Source organism: Sphingopyxis sp., assembly GCF_016793825.1.
In the GTDB taxonomy this organism is placed as follows: Bacteria; Pseudomonadota; Alphaproteobacteria; order Sphingomonadales; family Sphingomonadaceae; genus Sphingopyxis.
On sequence record NZ_JAEULM010000049.1, the window covers coordinates 1 to 17,878 of the forward strand.

Sequence of the window (17,878 nt, forward strand, 5' to 3'; positions counted from 1 at the left end):
CGGCACGACTTCGATCGACGCGACGAGCGCGCCGCGCGTGACGACGCCCTGGACCAAGCCATCGAGGTCGACTTCCTCGATATGCACCTTGCCGTTGTTGACGGTATCGACGACGTGCTGGCTGACGTCGACGCCGGTCACCTTGCTGCCCGAGCGCGCGATCAGCGCGGCGGTCGGCAGGCCGATATAGCCGAGGCCGAGGACGGTGACTTGCTGATCGCTATCAATGGGCACGCGCGACAATCTCCGCTATTCGCTTCGCTGCCATGCCGTCGCCAAAAGGATTATGCGCGCGCGCCATGGCCGAATAGGCCTCGCTATCGTCCAAAAGGCTGAAAATTTCAGAAACGATGCGATTTTTGTCGGTTCCGACAAGCCGCGCGGTGCCGGCCTCGATGCCCTCGGGGCGCTCGGTCGTCTCGCGCATGACGAGCACAGGCTTGCCGAGCGAGGGCGCTTCCTCCTGCACCCCGCCGCTGTCAGTGAGGACGAGGGTCGAGGCGCCGAGCAGGCGAACGAAGTGGGGATAGTCGAGCGGATCGATCAGCGCGACATTGGCGAGGTTGCCGAGGATCGGTTCCATCGCGCTGCGCACATGGGGGTTCGGATGGACGGGAAAGATCACCGCAGCGTCGGGCCGCGCGGCGATCCCGGCGATGGCATCGGCGATCGCCTTCATGCCGTCGCCGAAATTCTCGCGCCGGTGCGAGGTAACCGCGATGATCCGCTTGCCCGCGAAACGGCCCAGCAGGGGGTCGAGCCCGGCAGCGAGCGACGGCTCTTCGTCGATCCGTGCAGAGGTCGCGAGCAGCGCGTCGATCACCGTATTGCCGGTGATATGGATCTGATTCGCGGACACATTTTCGGCGCGGAGCGCCGCAGCGGCGGTTTCGGTGGGCGCGAAGTGCAGGTCGGCGACCGCACCGGTGACCTTGCGGTTCACCTCTTCAGGCCAAGGATGGTAGATGTCGCCGCTGCGCAGCCCGGCCTCGACATGGCCGACCGGGATCTTGCGGAAATAGGCGGCGAGCGTCGCGGCCATCGTGGTGAGCGTATCGCCATGTACGAGGATGCGGTCGGGCTTTTCGGCGTCGAACGTCTCGCCCAGCCCGACAACAAGCCGCGCGAGCAGTGCATCGAGCGACTGGTTCGGCGTCATGACGTCGAGATCGATGTCGGGAACGATGCGCGCGATATCGAGCACTTGGTCGAGCATCTCGCGATGCTGCGCGGTGACGCACACGCGCGTTTCGACGCCCGGCTGGCGATGCAGCGCGTGGACGACGGGAAACATCTTGATCGCTTCTGGACGGGTGCCGAAGACTGAAAGAACGCGCATATCGACTGGATCGCTTAATTGGTTTAATGGCTTGTTCGAAGATAACTGCTAGCAGGTACGAGACTAGCCGATACAGATAAGCCGTTGCGGATCGCTTAACCCGGTTGATCGGGCGGCGCGGCCGCTTTGGGCTTGACCGACGACTTGCCGCCATGCACCGCGCATTGTCCCGTGCCAAGCTCCGGACACGCCGCGCAATCAAGCGCGGAGCCAGGAAGAATGATCAATGTCCCTGTTTTCGCGATTCCGACGCCCTGTTGCGGAGCGGGTCGCGCGCACTGCCCTGATCCCCCCCGGAATTCGTGTGTACGCCATAGGCGATATTCATGGGCGTGACGATCTGTTTGCAGACTTGCTCGACAAGATTGAAGCCGACCACGCCTCGCGTAGTCCAGCGAAATCCGTCCTGATCCTGCTCGGCGACCTTGTCGATCGCGGGCCGAATTCGCGCGAGGTGGTCGAACGCGCCATGGCCAGCCGCGATCGTTTTGATGAGGTCCGCTGCCTGATCGGAAATCACGAGGAGTGCTTTTTAGAGGCGTTGACGGGCGACGTTCAGCGCGTTCGCTATTTCAGTCGGATCGGAGGCGATGCCACCATCCGAAGCTATTGGCGCGATGAAGACAGCTATAACGAGGCGAGCTACGAGGACGTTGCCGAGAAGTTGCCGCAAATCGTGCCCCAGTCGCACACCGATTTCTTGCGGTCGGGTGAGGACATGATCCGGTTGGGCGGCTATGTGTTTGTCCACGCCGGCGTGCGCCCCGGCATCTCGCTCGACGATCAGCGAAAAAAGGATCTGCGCTGGATCCGCGAGGAGTTTCTCGCAAGCGATGATGACTTCGGTGCGATCGTGGTCCATGGTCACAGTATTAGCAAAGCTGTTGAAATTAAAGACAATCGTATAGGAATCGATACCGGAGCCTATTGTTACGACACGCTGACGGCGATCTGCCTCGAAAGTGACCGCAGGATGATCCTCCAATCCTATTGCTAGCCCATTTGGACAATGCTACTCGCCGACCGAAATGGACTTCAAGGATCCCATGTCTCGTTCGATTGCCACATCTCCTCGTCGCGATTTCGCGTCACAACGCGGGGCGCTCAGAGACTTGCTTGCCTGGTCCATCGGAGCGCGCAAGCATGTTTTCTATGTGCTTGTCGCCTATGTATCGGTCATTTTCTTGTGCGGTGGCGGTGCAAGATCGGACATCCAATCGCTGATCCTCGTCCGGCCGCTTGCCGTACTCGTATGCGGTTTCGCGCTCCTGACCCTGCGGTTCGACGATCTACGGCGATACCGGTTCATGAGCATTATGGCGGCCCTGGTCATTCTGCTGCTTTTGGCACATATGATTCCTTTGCCGCCATCGATGTGGCAAGCGCTTCCGGGACGCGATCTGGTCGTGGATATCGATCGCGCCGCGGGACTGTACAATCTTTGGCGCCCGCTGACGCTTACTCCGCAAGCGGCCGAAAATGCCTTCTTTTCCGTCTTCGTTCCTCTCGGTGCCTTTTTGCTTGCCGTGCAGCTCGACCTGGACGACCGTAGGCGGTTGGTCGTTCCTCTGATTATTATTGGCGGGCTTAGCGGCCTCTTGGGCATTTTCCAGATCGTCGGAGACCCCAAAGGTTCGCTTTATCTGTATCGGATTACCAACAATGGCCAGGCCGTCGGCCTGTTCTCCAACCGGAATCACCAAGCAGTTTTCCTTGTAGCGATGTTCCCGTTGCTCGCCTATTTCGCCTCGCAAGCGTTGCGGACCGACGACCAGATCAAAACGCGCCTGGTCATTTGCACGGCTGCCGCTGCAATCCTGGTGCCGCTTGTGCTTGTCACGGGCTCGCGTCAGGGTCTTCTGCTTGGCCTGCTTGCAATCGCCTTGTCTTTTTTGATCTTCGAGCGGCCTCAGGCCAGCTTGGCGCGCCGACGGGGGGAGCAAAAGAGTTTCGGTATGATGTTCGTTGCGATCTTCGCGGCGCTGCTGCTTGCCGTGGTCACGGCCGTCGCATCAAGAGCCGAAGCACTCAACAGATTGATTGCGACTGACCTGAACGAAGAGGGGCGCGCTACGGCATGGCGGATCGTCGCAAAGCTGATTGGCGAATATTTTCCTTTGGGCTCGGGATCCGGCAGCTTCGTAGAGGCTTATCAGGTCGCTGAACCGCTCAGCGAGCTCCGGCCAAATTATTTCAACCACGCGCATAACGATTTTCTGGAAGTTGCCTTGACCTTCGGCCTGCCTGGAATGCTGTTGCTAGTGGTGGCAGTCGCCGGCTTCGCGCGCGGTGCATGGATCATTTTTCGCCGCAAGCCCTCCGAGCAAAAAGGCAACCGATTGGCACGCAGCGGCGCAGTGATCGTATTGACCGCGGGACTCGCCAGCTTCGTCGATTACCCTCTTCGCACGCCATCGTTCGCCTGCTTCTTCGTGATCGTTTGCTGCCTGATGTATTCGGGTTTGCCATCGCGGCGAAATTCCGCTGGCGTGGCCACGACCGACTGACTATCCGCCTTCGGTGGCGGAGCGCGCATTTGGACGTTGCGTTGTAAGGAAACATATGATTGGCTCTAAACATTTGCTGCTGCTTGCATTTCCGTTGCTTGTCGCGGGATGCGCAGGTTCGGTAAAGCCGGTTGGAGGCGCGGCCAACGTTCGCGTGGTAGAATCGTCCGTTCTGCCAGAGCCGAGCGGCGATGATTATCGCTTGCCCGGTCGCGCCTATGCTATCGGGCCTTTCGACAAGCTGCGTATCGATGTCCTGGGAATGCCCGAGTTCTCGCTTGAAGAAATTCAGACGGACGCCGGCGGCCATTTCTCGCTGCCGCTTGCCGGAAGCATCGAGGCGGCGGGCCTGACTCCGGCAGAGGTAGCCGTCGTCATCCGGGACCGCTTGCGCAATCAGCATGTGCGCGATCCGCAAGTGTCGGTGAATTTGACCGAGACCGTCAGCCAGGTCATTACCGTGGAAGGCGAGGTCAAGAAGCCCGGACTATATCCGGCATTGGGTAATATGACGCTGCTCAGCGCGGTTGCCCGTGCCGAAGGCACGACCGAATTCACCAATACCAAGGACGTCATCGTATTCCGTACAGTCGGGCAGCAGAAATATGCCGCGCTGTACAGCCTCGCGGCGATCCGTCGCGGCGCTTATGACGACCCGCAAATTTATGCCAATGATCGTGTCGTCATCGGCGACAGTCCTCAGCGCCGCCTCTTCCGCGATATCTTGCAAGTGGTGCCGCTGATTACGACGCCGCTCGTGGTCGCGCTGCAGAACAACAACTGAGGTCGTCGGACTGGCCAGCATCTGCTGGCCAGTCGCGAAGTCGGCGGCGCTGGTCACCCTTTGCTGCACAGGCGTCGTCTAGGTCAGGTCGTTCGCGCGAATCCCATCCCAGCCATTGCTGAGCTTGGCCGTACCCACAATCAGGCTGACGACGCGGTCTGACGTGTTCGCGATGCAATAGTCGGACGGGATAGGCTGCGGTCGGCCGTTCCCTGCCCGGTCGTCGAACATCGTCGTCGCTGTAAGGACCGCAGCACCTATGGCTGCCCGGTCGAGCCCAGCCAGGACAAGGCAACCAACGTCGAGGCCTTCGGGACGCTCGATCGCGTCGCGAGGGGTGACCGCGGGAAAGCCGAGAATGGAGGCCTCTTCGGCAATTGTACCGCTATCGGATATCACGCAATATGCATGCAGCTGCAGGTGGTTATAGTCATGGAAGCCGAATGGCTCCATATAGCGGACGCGAGGGTCCAGCGGCACGTCCTTCAACGCTTCGAGGCGCTTGCGCGTACGCGGGTGGGTCGACACGATCACCGGCATGTCATGCGTTTCGGCGAGCATGTTGAGGGTTTCGAGCAACTCCGACAGGCGCGTGCTGTTGTCGACATTCTCCTCGCGGTGCAGCGAGACGACAAAATATCCGCGGCGTTCGAGCGACAGGCGATCCAAAACATCCGACGTGTCGATCCGGGAGCGATAGTGGTCGAGCACTTCGCGCATCGGTGACCCGGTCAAATAGATGCGGCGGTGCTGCAGCCCTTCGGACAGAAGATGCCGCCGCGCGTGCTCGGTATAAACCAGGTTGAAGTCGGCAATATGGTCGACAAGCTTGCGGTTCGTCTCTTCGGGCACATTGCGGTCGAACGATCGGTTGCCGGCTTCCATATGGTAGACCGGAATCTTCATGCGGCGCGCCATGATCGCCGAAATCGCAGAATTGGTGTCGCCGAGTACAAGCACGGCATCGGGTTTTTCCTGGCGCAAGACGCGCTCACTTTCGATCAGGATCTTGCCGAGGGTCTCGCCCAGCGAGCCCCCTCCGGTACCGAGAAAGTGGTCAGGAGCGCGGACGCCCAAATCCTCGAAGAACACCTCGTTGAGGCTATAGTCGTAGTTTTGACCCGTATGGACGATCACATGATCACTGTGCCGATCAAGAGCCGCCATGACGCGGGATAACCGGATGATCTCGGGCCGCGTACCGAGGATCGTCATGACTTTCAGCTTTTGCATAACCAGTCTCTCAAAGGGGGCAGGCAAAGGTGTCGGGCCGCATGCGGTCGAAGATTTCGTTGGCCCAGATCATGACAACCATTTCATCTTCACCGATGTTGGTGATGTCGTGCGTCCAGCCGGGAACGGTCTCGACAATCTCGGCGACGGATCCGTCGGTGTCGAGGCTATGGATTTCGCCGCTGTCCATATGGCGAAACTTGAACCGGGCCCTGCCCTTGATCACGAGGAACTTCTCGGTCTTCGTGTGATGATAATGGCCGCCCCGCGTCACACCCGGATGCGCGGTGAAATAAGAAAACTGGCCGCTATCTATCGTCTTGAGCATTTCCACAAAAACCCCGCGAGCGTCTCCGTGCATCGGAAGGGTGTAGCTGAACGCATCGGTGGGCAGATAGCTGACATAAGTCGCATATAGTGCTCGGGTCAGGCCCGTGCCGACGCGATCAATCAACAGGCTGTTCTTGCCCTCGGCAAATGCACGCACGGTGTCGGCCAACTCGCCCACGGTGATCTGGTAAACGGGATGGACAGCGGCAAATCCGTCGGCTGAAAGGCGAAGCGTAGCACCGTCCATCACGGCCACGAACTCTGAAAGTACGTCATCGACGTAAGCCAGCGAGATCTCGCTGGCTGGATCGTTGATATGGATCGGCAGACCGCGAGCGATATTGTGACAGAAGGTGGCAACGGCCGAGTTGTAGTTCGGGCGAGCCCATTTTCCGAAGACATTCGGCAGCCGGAAGGTGAAGACTGGGTTTCCTGTCTCTGCCTGAAGCCGTGCCAGCGCTTCTTCGGCTCCCCGCTTGCTCTCGCCATAGGAATTGTCGCGCATTGCCTGGATCGAGGATGTGTAGATTACCGGAATTGCTCTCCCGCTTGCGCGGACGGCCGCGCAAAGCGCCTCGGTGAGGGCAATGTTCCCTTGGGCGAACTCGGCTTCATTTTCAGGGCGATTGACACCAGCCAGATGAAATATGAAGCCGACGTCGGCCAGCAGGTCCGCCAGGGCGCCTGGGGAATCGGCCCGCGTAAATGTGGCAACCTCGACGTCGGCGCGTTCAGCGAGCAGCAGTCGCAGGTTTCGGCCGAGAAAGCCGTCGGCGCCGGTGATCAATATCTTGGCCACGTCAGCCGACCGCATCCACGGTCTGGCCCGCGACTAGCTTGTTGATGAAATCCAGCTTCAACAGCAGCTTGGCCATTCCCCCGACATCGAGTTGTTCGGTATTGTGCGAATTATATTCGTCGCCGTGCAGCGCGAGCGTAATGCGTTCCTCGCCTTGTTCCACGAACTTTGCGTAGTTCAGGTCGCGGCCATCGGGCGGAACGCGATAATATGCCCCCAGATCCTCCGCGCGGGCGCGCTCCTCGCGGCCGAGAAGCGATTCGAACAGCTTCTCGCCATGTCGCGTTCCGATCACATCGACAGGGTGATCGACCTCCCCGGTAAGCTGCAGAAGCGCCTTCGCCAGAGTATCGACGGTTGCGGCAGGAGCCTTCTGCACGAAGATGTCGCCATTCTGGCCGTGCTCAAAGGCATAGAGGACCAGATCGACCGCATCTTCGAGGGTCATCATGAACCGCGTCATTGCCGGATCGGTGATCGTGATCGGGTGGCCGCGCTGCATTTGTTCGACGAACAGAGGAATGACCGAGCCGCGCGACGCCATGACATTGCCGTAACGCGTGCCGCAGATCACCGTCTGGCCCGCGTTCCGGCTCGATGCGACCATGACCTTTTCCATCATCGCCTTGCTGATACCCATGGCGTTGATCGGGTACACCGCCTTGTCGGTGCTGAGACAAATGACCCGCGCGACGCGCGCGGCAACAGCGGCGGTCAGGATATTCTCGGTGCCGATGACATTCGTCTGCACCGCTTGCATCGGATGAAACTCGCACGACGGCACCTGCTTCAGCGCCGCAGCATGAAAGACATAATCAACGCCCTGCATCGCAGCTTCGACACTTCGCATGTCGCGGACGTCGCCGATATGGAAGGTAAGTTTCGCGCTGTTGTAGCGCTTTCGCATATCGTCCTGTTTCTTCTCGTCGCGGCTGAAAATACGGATTTCTTTCAGCTCGGAGTGAAGAAATCGGTCCAGCACGGCGTTGCCGAATGAACCGGTCCCGCCAGTGATCAATAGGGTTTTATGATCAAACATCGTCGCTCTGCCGTCCTTAAAGTTCCCGCGCCAACAGATCGCGTTGGGCGCGGTCCGGGTAATTGATCAACACCGCGCGAAACTTGCCCTTGAACACGAACAGGCTTCCCGCAGCTGCACCGATAACCGGATGGCGTTCGACCAATTCCCGGATATCATCGAGCTTGCCCGCGCCTCCGATCACGGTCAACGGCACGTCGATTGCGGCCTTGAGCTGGTCAACCAGCGCGAGGTCATAGCCCTGCATAACGCCATCGCGGTCGACGGAATTGAGCACGATCTCCCCGGCTCCCATCTCTTGCATCTTAAGGGCGAAATCGACCGGAGCGTAGCCGGTACGGCGGGTAGCATTATAGGTCACGACTTCACGCGAACGCAGTAGGCCGGTCGCCTTGACATCCATCACGACGACAACGCTTTGACGGCCGACGCGCTCGGCGGCTTCGGATATCAACGATGGCTGTTCAACGGCTGCCGAGCTCAAGGCGACCTTCTCGACTCCCAGCGCGACGAGCCGCTCAACCACATCCGCCGACTTCACGCCGCCGCCGTAACAGAGCGGCATCCGGCATTCCGCAGCCATTTGCGCGATGAGTTTTTCGTCCGGAGCGACCCCGTTCCGGCTCGCATCGATATCGACGACCATCAACTCGTCGACTTCCTTTTCATTAAAGATCCTGACCGCGTTCAGAGGATCGCCGACATATTTGGGATCGCCAAACTTGACTGTCTTTACCAAGCCGCCGTTGTGAATCAGCAAACAGGGAATGATACGGGGACGCAGCATTGTTCAGATCTTTGCGAAATTGCGCAGCAGGTCGATGCCCCACTGATGGCTTTTTTCAGGATGGAACTGCGTCCCGATGATGTTGCCCTTGCGGATCGCCGCGGTGAAGTCTCCGCCATAACTGGCAGTCGCCAGTACATCCTCTTCGCGCTCGGGAACGAAATAATAGGAGTGGAGGAAGTAATAGCGGGGGGCCTCGATGCCAGTGAACAGACTGTCGGATGAACGCGGCCGGACATCGTTCCAGCCCATATGCGGCAGCGGATAGCGATGCGCATCGGGCGCTTCGAGGCGCGCAACTCTGGCATCGATCCAGCCAAGTCCGGCCTCAGTCCCCTCGTCGCTGCTTAGCGCCATCATCTGCATGCCGACGCACACACCCAGCACCGGGACGCCTTTTTCCACAACGGCGTGATCCAGTGCATCGCGGAGTCCCGAGACGTTCAGTCGCGTCATCGCCCAGTCGAACGCGCCGACACCAGGCAAAATAAGACGTTCAGCTGCAGCGAGCCCTGCTGCGTCGTCGATTATCGCAACATCGATGTTCAGGCGGTGGTATATATTTGCAAATGCATGGACATTGCCAAGGCCGTAGTTGACGATCGTGACAGTAGCCATGGTCAATATGCGCCGCCGCGCTTCGTTTTGAGGAGCGTCGCCGAAAGGCGTTCGCCCATCTCGTACCAACGGGCGCGATTCTGGTAGTCCCAATAATTTTTGAGCGGCATTTCGTGGTAGCCGCGCAATTCTTCGGCTGAAATCCGCAGCTTCGCCGCGATGTAGTCGAAGTCCTGGTTGATAAGGTCGGGATCGTAGGGAGGCTCTTCCAGTTTCGCCAACGCTTCTTCACGTGTCATTTGACCGGTGAGAATGAGGCTGGAGAACTGAACCCTGCGAACGTCGTACCCGAAACGGGTCGGCAGCCAATAGCCTTCGTAGAACCGCGTGAAGCGGGATTCGAAATGCTTTTGGGTATATGGCTTCCAGCCATATATTTCCTCAAGCTCGCTCATGGCTTCGGTTTTGAGGTAAGGCATGAAATTCAATGGCTTGAACATTTTTACGCCGCGTACAAACGGCATGTAGAATTTTCTGTAGAAGACCGATGTGAAGGGGTAGCTCTTCATCTTGACCGAGCCAAAGCGCGACAGAATGTCGCGGATCATCGCAAGATCAGCGAAATAGAAGTATTGCTGAGGATAGCTCACGCACTCGGTCGAAACATTGCCGCCATTCAAAATATATTTGATGCCATGCTTGCTCGCAAACTGGAAGAGCACGCCGATGAATGCGATGTCCTGCGGCGTGTCGATGCACGGAATCCCGCTTTTGAACATCGCGAGCTGGAAATCGCGTACCTCATCCCAGTTGATGACCTCGGTATACAGATCAAGGCCAAGCTTTTCGATCATGCAGTCGATGTTATGGACGGCGATCTCGCTGTTCCAGCCCGCATCGACATGAAACACCAACGGGCGCAGACCATGCTCGGTGACCATTTTGTGCAGCATGTATGAACTGTCGGCGCCGCCCGAAAGCCCGATGATGCAGTCGAATTCCTTGCCCCTGCCGGCGTTCCGGATTTCTTCGACCTTTGCTTCGAGGATAGCCGTGCCTTCCGGACCGGTCTTCCATTGCGGAAGCGTGTTGGCAAAAAATTCGTGATAGTGATTGGATACACCGTCGGCATCGAACCGGATGGTCGGATCACTGGTGTCCACCACCAATCGGGAACAAATCTGATACATTTATCTCAACTCAACTCTTACCGGACTTGTCCCGCCGGCCCCGGAAAGCAGGGCGGCGAGGAGGTTACACCGGAGATGATGTGTCAGGCGACGGCCTTCGGCTCTTCGTCGCCATATCCGTAACCGTAGCCATAGCCGTAGCCGTAGCCCGCTTGGCGCTGCTTCAACTTGGTGAGAACCACGCCGAAGACATGGGCGTGAACGGCATGCAGGCGTCCCAAGGATGCTCGAATGCCGCGCACCGCGACGCCTTCCGATTCCGCCACGAATACGCAGCCTTCAACCGCACGCGACAGCAATGGTGCATCCGCCAGGCCAAGGATGGGTGGTGAATCGATGATGATATGATCGAAATGCTCGAGAAGCTGACGCACGAGGTTCTGCATCCGATCGCTGCTTAGCAATTCCGCTGCACTGGGCGGCGTCGGTCCCGCGGGGAGCAGACTCATCCCCTTGATCGAGGTTTGCTGAATCAGACGCTTCCATTCGTCATTGCCAGCGAGGAAGTTGCTGAGCCCTTCCCGGTTGGTGAGCCCGGTGAATTGATGCATCGACGGCGAACGCATATCGGCATCGAGCAGCAGGACGTTTCTTCCGGTGCGTCCCAGGACCGTCGCCAGCGCCAAGCTTGTCGTGCTCTTGCCTTCCGCCGGGCGCGTGCTGGTGACCATCAGTGCGCGCGGCATTCCGTGATCGGTCGAGAAGGCCAGGTTCGACCTTATGCTTAGATAGGCTTCGGACAGAGGCGATTTTGCGTCGCGCAGAAGATCCAGCGCTTCGTTATCTTCGACGTCGGGAACGCTACCCAACAATGGCATATGAAGCAGTCGGTTGACCTGGCCAGGATCGCGCAGCCCTTCGTCGATCTGATCGAGGCCGAGCGTCGTCAGCGCGGCGATCGCCAACCCCGCCAGGAGAGCGAGCGCGAGGTTCAACGGCAGATTGGGAGATGTCGGCTTGTCCGGCAGTTTCGCGACATCGACAATCGCGATGTTGTTCGCGCCTACGCCCGCAACACCGATTTCCTTGTAGCGCTGCAACAGGCCGTCATACAGTTCACGGGTGGTGTCCGCTTCGCGCTGATAGATGTTATACTGGATTCGGTCACGCTGCTGCTGGGTCATCCGGCCCTTGAGCGACTCCACTTTGCTCTTGAGTTCGGTTTCGCGTCGCGACGCCTCGGCATATTCAGCCGACCGGCTCCGGAGCACGCGAGATTCTTCGCGAGAGATGCTCGCATCGAGCACGCGCAGCTGTTCTGCAACAGCTTTCGCGGTCGGATAGCTCGGCTCGAACTGCACCATGAGTTTCGCGTATTCCGCCGCGAGTTCGGTGCGCCGCTGCCGCATCTGACCGATGCCCAGATTGTTCAAGGTCTCGGCATTGTTGCCGGATTGGCCGACGCGCGCGCGGCTTTCCGCCGCAATCCTTTCCGCGGTCGCCGAAGCGAGCGCCGTGTTGAGGGCCTCAAGGTCGCTCGAAACCAACGTACGATCGACTTCGGTACGACCGTCGGGGGTCTTCGTATTGCCTAGTGCAACGATATCCTTGTTGGCGGCATAGCCCACCAACTCGCGCTCGGCGGTTTCGAGGCGCGTCCGATACTCCTCAAGGCGGCCCTCGAGGAACTTGCGCGCGTCAGCGGTGGAAGCGAACCTCCTGTCCATGCTTTGAACGATGAACTGCTCCGTCCACGTATTGGCAATCTGACTGGAAAGAGCAGGCGAGGCGCTCGTGTAGCTGATGTCGATCAACGCCGACCCGCGAAGCGGCGAAATCGTGGCGTTCTTCAACAACAGCTTGATCGCGAGATTCTCGCGGCGCTGCCTGTCACGGGTGGCAAGGGGTCCCGTCGCCTTCGAATCTCTCGTGCTGCCCTCGTTGGGATCGACACCATGGGCTTCGAAAAACGCATCATTGTTGGCCAGACGCAATTTGCGAGCAACGCGCTCGGCCAGCGAGCGCGCTGACAGGAGCGCGTACTGCGTGTTGTAGAATTCGAGATCGCGACCGGTATCCGCCGATTCCAGGCTTTCGACATTCGTGACCTTCTTCAGCTCACGACTGATTTCGATGCGCGAAGTGGCCGTGTATTTCGGGGTCGAAAGCAGGGTAACCACCAACCCAAGTGCGAGCGTCGAGAGTATGATCGCCGCGATCACCCATTTCCAGCGAATGACGACCTGCCAATACTGCAACAGAATCGGTGGCGCGAGGCCGGTCGGCTCGGCGCCTTCGTTATTTGCGACCGACAGTCCGGAAGATATCATCCCGTTGGACGAAACCGAAGAATTCTGAGACATGCCTGTGCGTTTAATCCCGGCAGAGGAAGGGCGATCGCCGCAACCGTTGAAATAAAGTGCGATGACCCGGACCGAATTCGTTCGGTTCGATCATTACTCGCAGATGGGCGGCAGCTACCCTAAAGACCGTGCCAGTTCCATCCCTATTTTCATGGCTGCCAGCTCCGCAAGACGAACCGATCGCACCGCGAACGGTCTGGCGGGCACGTTTGCAAAAGCCAATTTTTTCAACTAGGGGGGGGGCTCGCGGTACACCTTGCTCTGGCCCAGCGGTTGCGCGTTTTTCTCCGATGGCTTGGAATAATGGGCGAGCTTTTCGAATGTCGGTAAGACTGATTGCAACGAAGCGTTTTCAGGATGAGCGCGGGTGGTTCGCCGAGACATGGAGCCAGCGGCAGTTTCATTCGCTCGGGATCGAAGCCGGATTCGTTCAGGACAATCACTCCTATTCGCAACACGCCGGGACGCTTCGCGGTCTGCATTTTCAATCTGCTCCCTTCGCGCAGGCAAAGCTGGTTCGTTGCCTGAAGGGTCGGATTTTTGACGTCGCGGTCGATATTCGGCGCGACTCTCCTACCTTCGCGCAATGGGTAGGGGCCGAACTGAGCGCGGAAAGCGGTGACCAGCTTTTCGTTCCGCAAGGGTTCGCCCATGCGTTTCTAACGTTGGAACCCCATACCGAGGTCGCGTACAAGGTTGATGCCTTCTACGACCCCGCGTCCGACGGAGGGGTTCGCTGGGACGATCCTTTGATCGGCATCGAATGGCCCCTCGCAGGTCTGTCGCCCATTCTTTCGGCCAAGGATCTCCAGCTTCCCATGCTGGCCGATGCCGGTTTCGAGTTTCCATATGACGGTCGCCCGCTTCTCCCGCTGGGCCAGGATGAAAAATGACAAAGACAATCAGGAAGGTTATCGTAACGGGCGGAGCCGGCTTCATCGGTTCGGCGCTGGTGCGCAATCTTGCGGCCGACGGCGGCTATGACATCCTCAATATCGACAGCCTGACCTATGCGGGCAATCTCGCGTCGCTGACCGATATCGAGCGCAGCAATCGCTATCGGTTGCGCCAGGAGAATATCTGCGACACCGCGAAGATGGCCGAGATATTCGAAGAGTTCCAGCCGGACCTCGTGACTCACCTTGCTGCCGAAACGCATGTCGACCGCTCGATCGACGGGCCCGCCGCATTTGTGCAGACCAACCTGGTCGGTACTTCCTCGCTGTTGCAGGCGTCGCTGGCCTATTGGCAATCGCTGGAAGGCGAGCGGAAGGATGATTTCCGTTTTCACCATATTTCGACTGACGAGGTGTTCGGCTCCTTGGAAAGCGAAGGCTATTTCACGGAAACGACGCGGTACGACCCGCGCTCGCCCTATTCCGCGTCGAAGGCCGGATCGGACCATCTCGTACGCGCCTGGCATCACACCTACGGCCTGCCGATTCTCGTCACCAACTGTTCCAACAACTACGGGCCGCGGCAATTTCCCGAGAAATTGATTCCTTTGATGGTTATCAAATGCCTCGCAGGCGAGCCGCTGCCCGTTTACGGAAAAGGTGAGAATGTCCGGGACTGGCTGTATGTCGATGACCACGTCACCGCGCTCCGGGCTGTTTTCGAACGAGGTAAGCCGGGCGAAAGCTACATGGTTGGCGGCCAGTCGGAGCGCACCAATTTGCGTGTCGTGGAAGTCATCTGCGAAATCCTGGATGATCTGGTGCCAAGGTCCGACGGGGGCAGCTACACGAGCCAGATCGACTTCGTGACCGATCGACCGGGACATGATTTCCGCTACGCCGTCGACTGTGGGAAAATCGGGCGGGAACTGAACTGGCGGCCGCAGGAAAGCTTTGAAAGCGGGATGCGTAAAACCGTACAATGGTATCTCGACAATCGCGCGTGGTGGGAACCCCTGTTGAGCGACACGTTCGACGGATCGCGCCTTGGCCTCCAAGTCGGCTGAAACATTGGACCCGGTTCTGGTCACCGGCGGAACGGGGCAAGTCGGTTCGGCAACGCTCCGCGTGCTTCGCGAAGCGGGCGTCGCGGCGTGCGCGCCGAGCCGTGCCGACCTCGACTTGCTGGACGAGGCAAGCATCAAGGCCTTTTTGGCGCGCAACCGTTGCCGGGCCGTCATCCACTGCGCCGCCTTTACGGCAGTTGATCGCGCCGAAGATGAAGCCGATCTGGCGGATGCGATCAACGCGCGCGCACCTGCTGTTCTCGCCGCGGAAACGGCGCGGCTCGGTCTGCCGATCATCCATCTTTCCACGGACTATGTGTTCGGCGGCACCAAGCCCGGACTCTACAAGGAAGACGACGAGACCAATCCGCTGGGGGTTTACGGACGGACGAAACTAGCGGGCGAAACGGCGGTGAGGGCAGCCAACCCCAATCATGCCATCATACGTACTGCATGGGTTCTGAGCGCCTGGGGTTCCAATTTCCTGAACACCATGTTGCGGCTGGGTGCGGACCGTGACGATATTTCGGTCGTCGACGATCAGTGCGGTTGCCCCACCTCCGCTACAGACATCGCCCACGCACTCTTCGCCGTCCTTTCGGCGCTCGGCGATCGCGGCGGCACTTGGCATTTCGTCAACTCGGGGTCCGCAACCTGGTTCGCACTCGCCGAGCATATTTTTTCACTGGCAAACCAGGCCGGGCAAAAGACGCCGCGATTGCACGCCATTTCTACTGCCGCCTATCCCACTAAGGCCCGTCGTCCAGCCAATTCGCGCCTTTCAACTGATCTGATCGCGCGCGATTTCGGTTTGGAACCTCGGGACTGGCGCGAGGCTGTGCGATCGATCATGGCCGAGAAATTCCCGGCCTCTGTGGAAAGCGAGCAATAGTAATGCGTGGTATCATCCTTGCCGGCGGAAGTGGAACCCGGCTCCATCCCGCCACTCTCGCGATCAACAAGCAACTCCTGCCGATCTACGACAAGCCGATGATCTATTATCCGTTGTCGGTGCTCATGCTCGCAGGCATTCGCGAGATTTTGATCATTTCGTCGCCAGAATATCTTGGCAATTACGAGCGTTTGTTCGGCGACGGTAGCGAGTTCGGCCTCGAAATCAGCTATGCCGTCCAGCCTCGGCCCGAGGGGTTGGCGCAAGCATTTCTTATCGGCGCGGATTTCGTGGGCGATCAGCCGGTGGCGCTTGTTCTCGGGGACAATATCTTTCATGGCGCCGGCCTGGTCGACCTGCTCGATCGTGCGCGCGGGAGAGCCATCGGCGCAACGGTTTTTGCATATCAGGTCGACGATCCGCGAGCCTATGGCGTGGTCGCGCTCGATGCCGACGGGCGGGCGACCGATCTTGAGGAAAAGCCTGCCGAGCCCAAGTCGGACATGGCGGTCACCGGCCTCTATTTCTATGACAGTCGTGTCGTCGAATTTGCGCGAACACTCCGGCCCTCAGCGCGCGGCGAACTGGAGATCACCGATCTGAACCGCGTTTACATGGAGCGCGGCGAGCTTTTCGTCGAGCGCATGGGGCGCGGCTATGCATGGCTCGACACGGGGACGCACGACAGCTTGGTCGAAGCAAGCGAATTTGTCCGCGTCATCCAGAAACGTACCGGAAACCTGATCGCCTGCCTTGAGGAAGTCGCTTTTGAACGGGGGTTCATCGATCGCGAGCAATTGCTTGCGCGGGCGAGGCTGTTCGAGAAGACAGCATATGGCCAGGCGCTGTTCCAACTCGCGAAGAAGCCCGGCGCGGATTAAAACCGGAGCAGCGCGGAAGATCAGGGCAAGCCTTCAGCCGTGCGTCCGACCTCGCGCTGCATCAGCGAGAGCGCGCTCGAGATCGCCATAGATTTTTTCCGCGGTATAGTGGTCGTCGAAATACCGCCTTGCATTGGCCGCGTAGGCCGACCGCGCAGCCGGACCCGCATCGATCATGTCGACGATCGCAGTTGCCAGAGCCTGTGGCTGCGTCGCCGGAACCGCGAAGCCTGACCCCGACTCGTTCACGATGCGCCCCCCCTCCCCATCGAGCGACGCGATAATTGGCTTACCGCACGCCATGTAACATTGGATCTTGTAGGGCACCGTAAGCGCAAAGATCGGGATTGATTTAAGACTCACGAGCATCGCGTCCGCATGCGCGAAGAAGGACGGCATCGTCTCTTCTGGAAAGCGTCCGAGGAAGTGGAAGCGATCTGCCAGACCATTTTCCAACGCAAGGCGCTTGGCGCGTTCTTCGTCACGCCCGCTGCCCACGATGATCCAGTGGAGATCGTCGCGCTCACGCAGCAATGCGGCTGCCGCTATGATGGTGTCGAAGTCCTGACTTTCCCCGATATTGCCGGCGAACATGATACGGAAGCCGTCCTGCGGAATTTTCGACGAGAATTCGGGGGCCTGTGCCGGTGTGAGCGGGCGATAGGTTTCGGGGGCGGTGTTCGGCAGGATACGGATGCGGTCTGACGAGACACCAAAGCGCGCAATCATGTCATGGAAGGCGGCGCTTTGGATCATGATGATATCGGCACGGCGATAGATCCAGCCGCAGAGACGGTTTAGCATCCCCACAATGAAGCGGTTCCGCAATCCCAGCGTATAGGTCGCGCTTTCGGGCCAGATGTCCTGAACCCAATAGACGCACGGCGTTCCTGTCCGCCAGCGCAGCGCGATTCCCGCCAACGCTTGAAACAATGGCGAGGGCATAGAGACGAACGACACGTCCGCGCCGTGACGGAGCCTCCGGAACATCGTCCAGCTGGCAGCGACAGGATAAGTGAGATAGTTGGCGATCAACGAAAAAGCTGTCTTGCCCCTGGCGACAGTGAAGGCTCGACTGATCTGAACCCCTTCCCAATTTTGTTCACGCTGCTCAGTGTTGGAATATCCCGGGAAAAATTGTCCGGCCGGATAGTTCGGCACGCATGAAATCGCGTGGACTTCATGACCGCGGCGAAGCATTTCCCGCGCGATCGCGTTATTCGAAAACTGTTCAGGAAAAAAATACTGCGATATGAGAGCGATGCGCATGTGG

The 17,878-nt window shown here is 59.1% G+C and carries 18 protein-coding genes; 8 read left to right on the forward strand and 10 right to left on the reverse strand.

Annotated features, from left to right (window positions below):
• Both JNM03_RS17090 and wecB (JNM03_RS17095) read right to left on the reverse strand, forming a co-directional pair.
• Positions 1 to 234, reverse strand: a 234-nt coding sequence (locus tag JNM03_RS17090) for a 3-hydroxyacyl-CoA dehydrogenase NAD-binding domain-containing protein (protein WP_294038473.1), incomplete at its 3' end; no start/stop codon positions are given.
• Entirely contained in the window at positions 224 to 1,339 is a 1,116-nt protein-coding gene (wecB, locus tag JNM03_RS17095) for a non-hydrolyzing UDP-N-acetylglucosamine 2-epimerase (protein WP_294038475.1), read from the reverse strand. The genes wecB (JNM03_RS17095) and JNM03_RS17090, both read right to left, overlap by 11 nt.
• A 226-nt stretch (positions 1,340 to 1,565) precedes the next feature.
• Between wecB (JNM03_RS17095) and JNM03_RS17100 the strand changes: the two genes are divergently transcribed.
• The 3 genes from JNM03_RS17100 to JNM03_RS17110 are packed head-to-tail and all read left to right on the forward strand — an operon-like array spanning position 1,566 to position 4,630.
• On the forward strand, positions 1,566 to 2,336 hold the full coding sequence (locus JNM03_RS17100; RefSeq protein WP_294038476.1) for a metallophosphoesterase family protein: 771 nt from the start codon (positions 1,566 to 1,568) through the stop codon (positions 2,334 to 2,336).
• Between the two features lie 31 nt (positions 2,337 to 2,367).
• The gene (locus tag JNM03_RS17105) at positions 2,368 to 3,846 is read left to right on the forward strand and encodes an O-antigen ligase (protein WP_294038477.1); all 1,479 of its coding nucleotides are present in this window, start codon (positions 2,368 to 2,370) and stop codon (positions 3,844 to 3,846) included.
• 13 nt (positions 3,847 to 3,859) lie between these two features.
• On the forward strand, positions 3,860 to 4,630 hold the full coding sequence (locus tag JNM03_RS17110; protein WP_294038479.1) for a polysaccharide biosynthesis/export family protein: 771 nt from the start codon (positions 3,860 to 3,862) through the stop codon (positions 4,628 to 4,630).
• A gap of 78 nt (positions 4,631 to 4,708) precedes the next feature.
• Here the strand turns inward: JNM03_RS17110 and wecB (JNM03_RS17115) are convergent, their stop codons facing one another.
• From wecB (JNM03_RS17115) to JNM03_RS17145, 7 genes are all read right to left on the reverse strand, one after another.
• On the reverse strand, positions 4,709 to 5,863 hold the full coding sequence (wecB, locus tag JNM03_RS17115; protein WP_294038481.1) for a non-hydrolyzing UDP-N-acetylglucosamine 2-epimerase: 1,155 nt from the start codon (positions 5,861 to 5,863) through the stop codon (positions 4,709 to 4,711).
• A 10-nt stretch (positions 5,864 to 5,873) separates the two neighbouring features.
• Complete coding sequence (locus tag JNM03_RS17120; RefSeq protein ID WP_294038482.1) at positions 5,874 to 7,007, reverse strand: NAD-dependent epimerase/dehydratase family protein; 1,134 nt, start codon at positions 7,005 to 7,007, stop codon at positions 5,874 to 5,876.
• Positions 6,994 to 8,031 carry a polysaccharide biosynthesis protein gene (locus JNM03_RS17125; RefSeq protein WP_294038484.1) on the reverse strand — a complete coding sequence of 346 codons (1,038 nt, stop codon included), beginning with the start codon at positions 8,029 to 8,031 and terminating at the stop codon, positions 6,994 to 6,996. The genes JNM03_RS17120 and JNM03_RS17125 overlap by 14 nt, the downstream gene beginning before the upstream one ends.
• Positions 8,032 to 8,047: 16 nt before the next feature.
• Positions 8,048 to 8,818, reverse strand: a complete 771-nt coding sequence (locus tag JNM03_RS17130) for an AglZ/HisF2 family acetamidino modification protein (RefSeq protein ID WP_294038486.1) — start codon at positions 8,816 to 8,818, stop codon at positions 8,048 to 8,050.
• A 3-nt stretch (positions 8,819 to 8,821) separates the two neighbouring features.
• Positions 8,822 to 9,436 carry an imidazole glycerol phosphate synthase subunit HisH gene (gene hisH, locus JNM03_RS17135; RefSeq protein ID WP_294038488.1) on the reverse strand — a complete coding sequence of 205 codons (615 nt, stop codon included), beginning with the start codon at positions 9,434 to 9,436 and terminating at the stop codon, positions 8,822 to 8,824.
• Positions 9,437 to 9,438: 2 nt separating this feature from the next.
• Entirely contained in the window at positions 9,439 to 10,566 is a 1,128-nt protein-coding gene (locus tag JNM03_RS17140; RefSeq protein WP_294038489.1) for an N-acetyl sugar amidotransferase, read from the reverse strand.
• A gap of 83 nt (positions 10,567 to 10,649) precedes the next feature.
• Positions 10,650 to 12,764: a polysaccharide biosynthesis tyrosine autokinase gene (locus JNM03_RS17145; protein ID WP_294038492.1), complete on the reverse strand. Its 2,115-nt coding sequence runs from the start codon at positions 12,762 to 12,764 to the stop codon at positions 10,650 to 10,652.
• A 166-nt stretch (positions 12,765 to 12,930) separates the two neighbouring features.
• Here JNM03_RS17145 and JNM03_RS17150 point away from each other — a divergent pair, with 166 nt between their 5' ends.
• From JNM03_RS17150 to rfbA, 5 genes are all read left to right on the forward strand, one after another.
• Positions 12,931 to 13,104 carry a hypothetical protein gene (locus JNM03_RS17150; RefSeq protein ID WP_294038494.1) on the forward strand — a complete coding sequence of 58 codons (174 nt, stop codon included), beginning with the start codon at positions 12,931 to 12,933 and terminating at the stop codon, positions 13,102 to 13,104.
• A gap of 85 nt (positions 13,105 to 13,189) precedes the next feature.
• Positions 13,190 to 13,762 carry a dTDP-4-dehydrorhamnose 3,5-epimerase gene (gene rfbC / locus JNM03_RS17155; RefSeq protein ID WP_294038495.1) on the forward strand — a complete coding sequence of 191 codons (573 nt, stop codon included), beginning with the start codon at positions 13,190 to 13,192 and terminating at the stop codon, positions 13,760 to 13,762.
• A complete protein-coding gene (gene rfbB, locus JNM03_RS17160) occupies positions 13,759 to 14,832 on the forward strand; it encodes a dTDP-glucose 4,6-dehydratase (protein WP_367236014.1) in 1,074 nt (357 codons plus the stop codon). The genes rfbC and rfbB overlap by 4 nt, the downstream gene beginning before the upstream one ends.
• Entirely contained in the window at positions 14,813 to 15,724 is a 912-nt protein-coding gene (rfbD, locus tag JNM03_RS17165) for a dTDP-4-dehydrorhamnose reductase (protein ID WP_294038496.1), read from the forward strand. Before rfbB ends, rfbD begins: the two co-directional genes overlap by 20 nt.
• A 2-nt stretch (positions 15,725 to 15,726) precedes the next feature.
• Positions 15,727 to 16,605: a glucose-1-phosphate thymidylyltransferase RfbA gene (gene rfbA / locus JNM03_RS17170; RefSeq protein WP_294038498.1), complete on the forward strand. Its 879-nt coding sequence runs from the start codon at positions 15,727 to 15,729 to the stop codon at positions 16,603 to 16,605.
• Between the two features lie 33 nt (positions 16,606 to 16,638).
• Here the strand turns inward: rfbA and JNM03_RS17175 are convergent, their stop codons facing one another.
• Positions 16,639 to 17,874, reverse strand: coding sequence for a glycosyltransferase family 4 protein (locus tag JNM03_RS17175; protein WP_294038499.1), 1,236 nt, complete (start codon positions 17,872 to 17,874; stop codon positions 16,639 to 16,641).
• Positions 17,875 to 17,878: the final 4 nt, after the last annotated feature.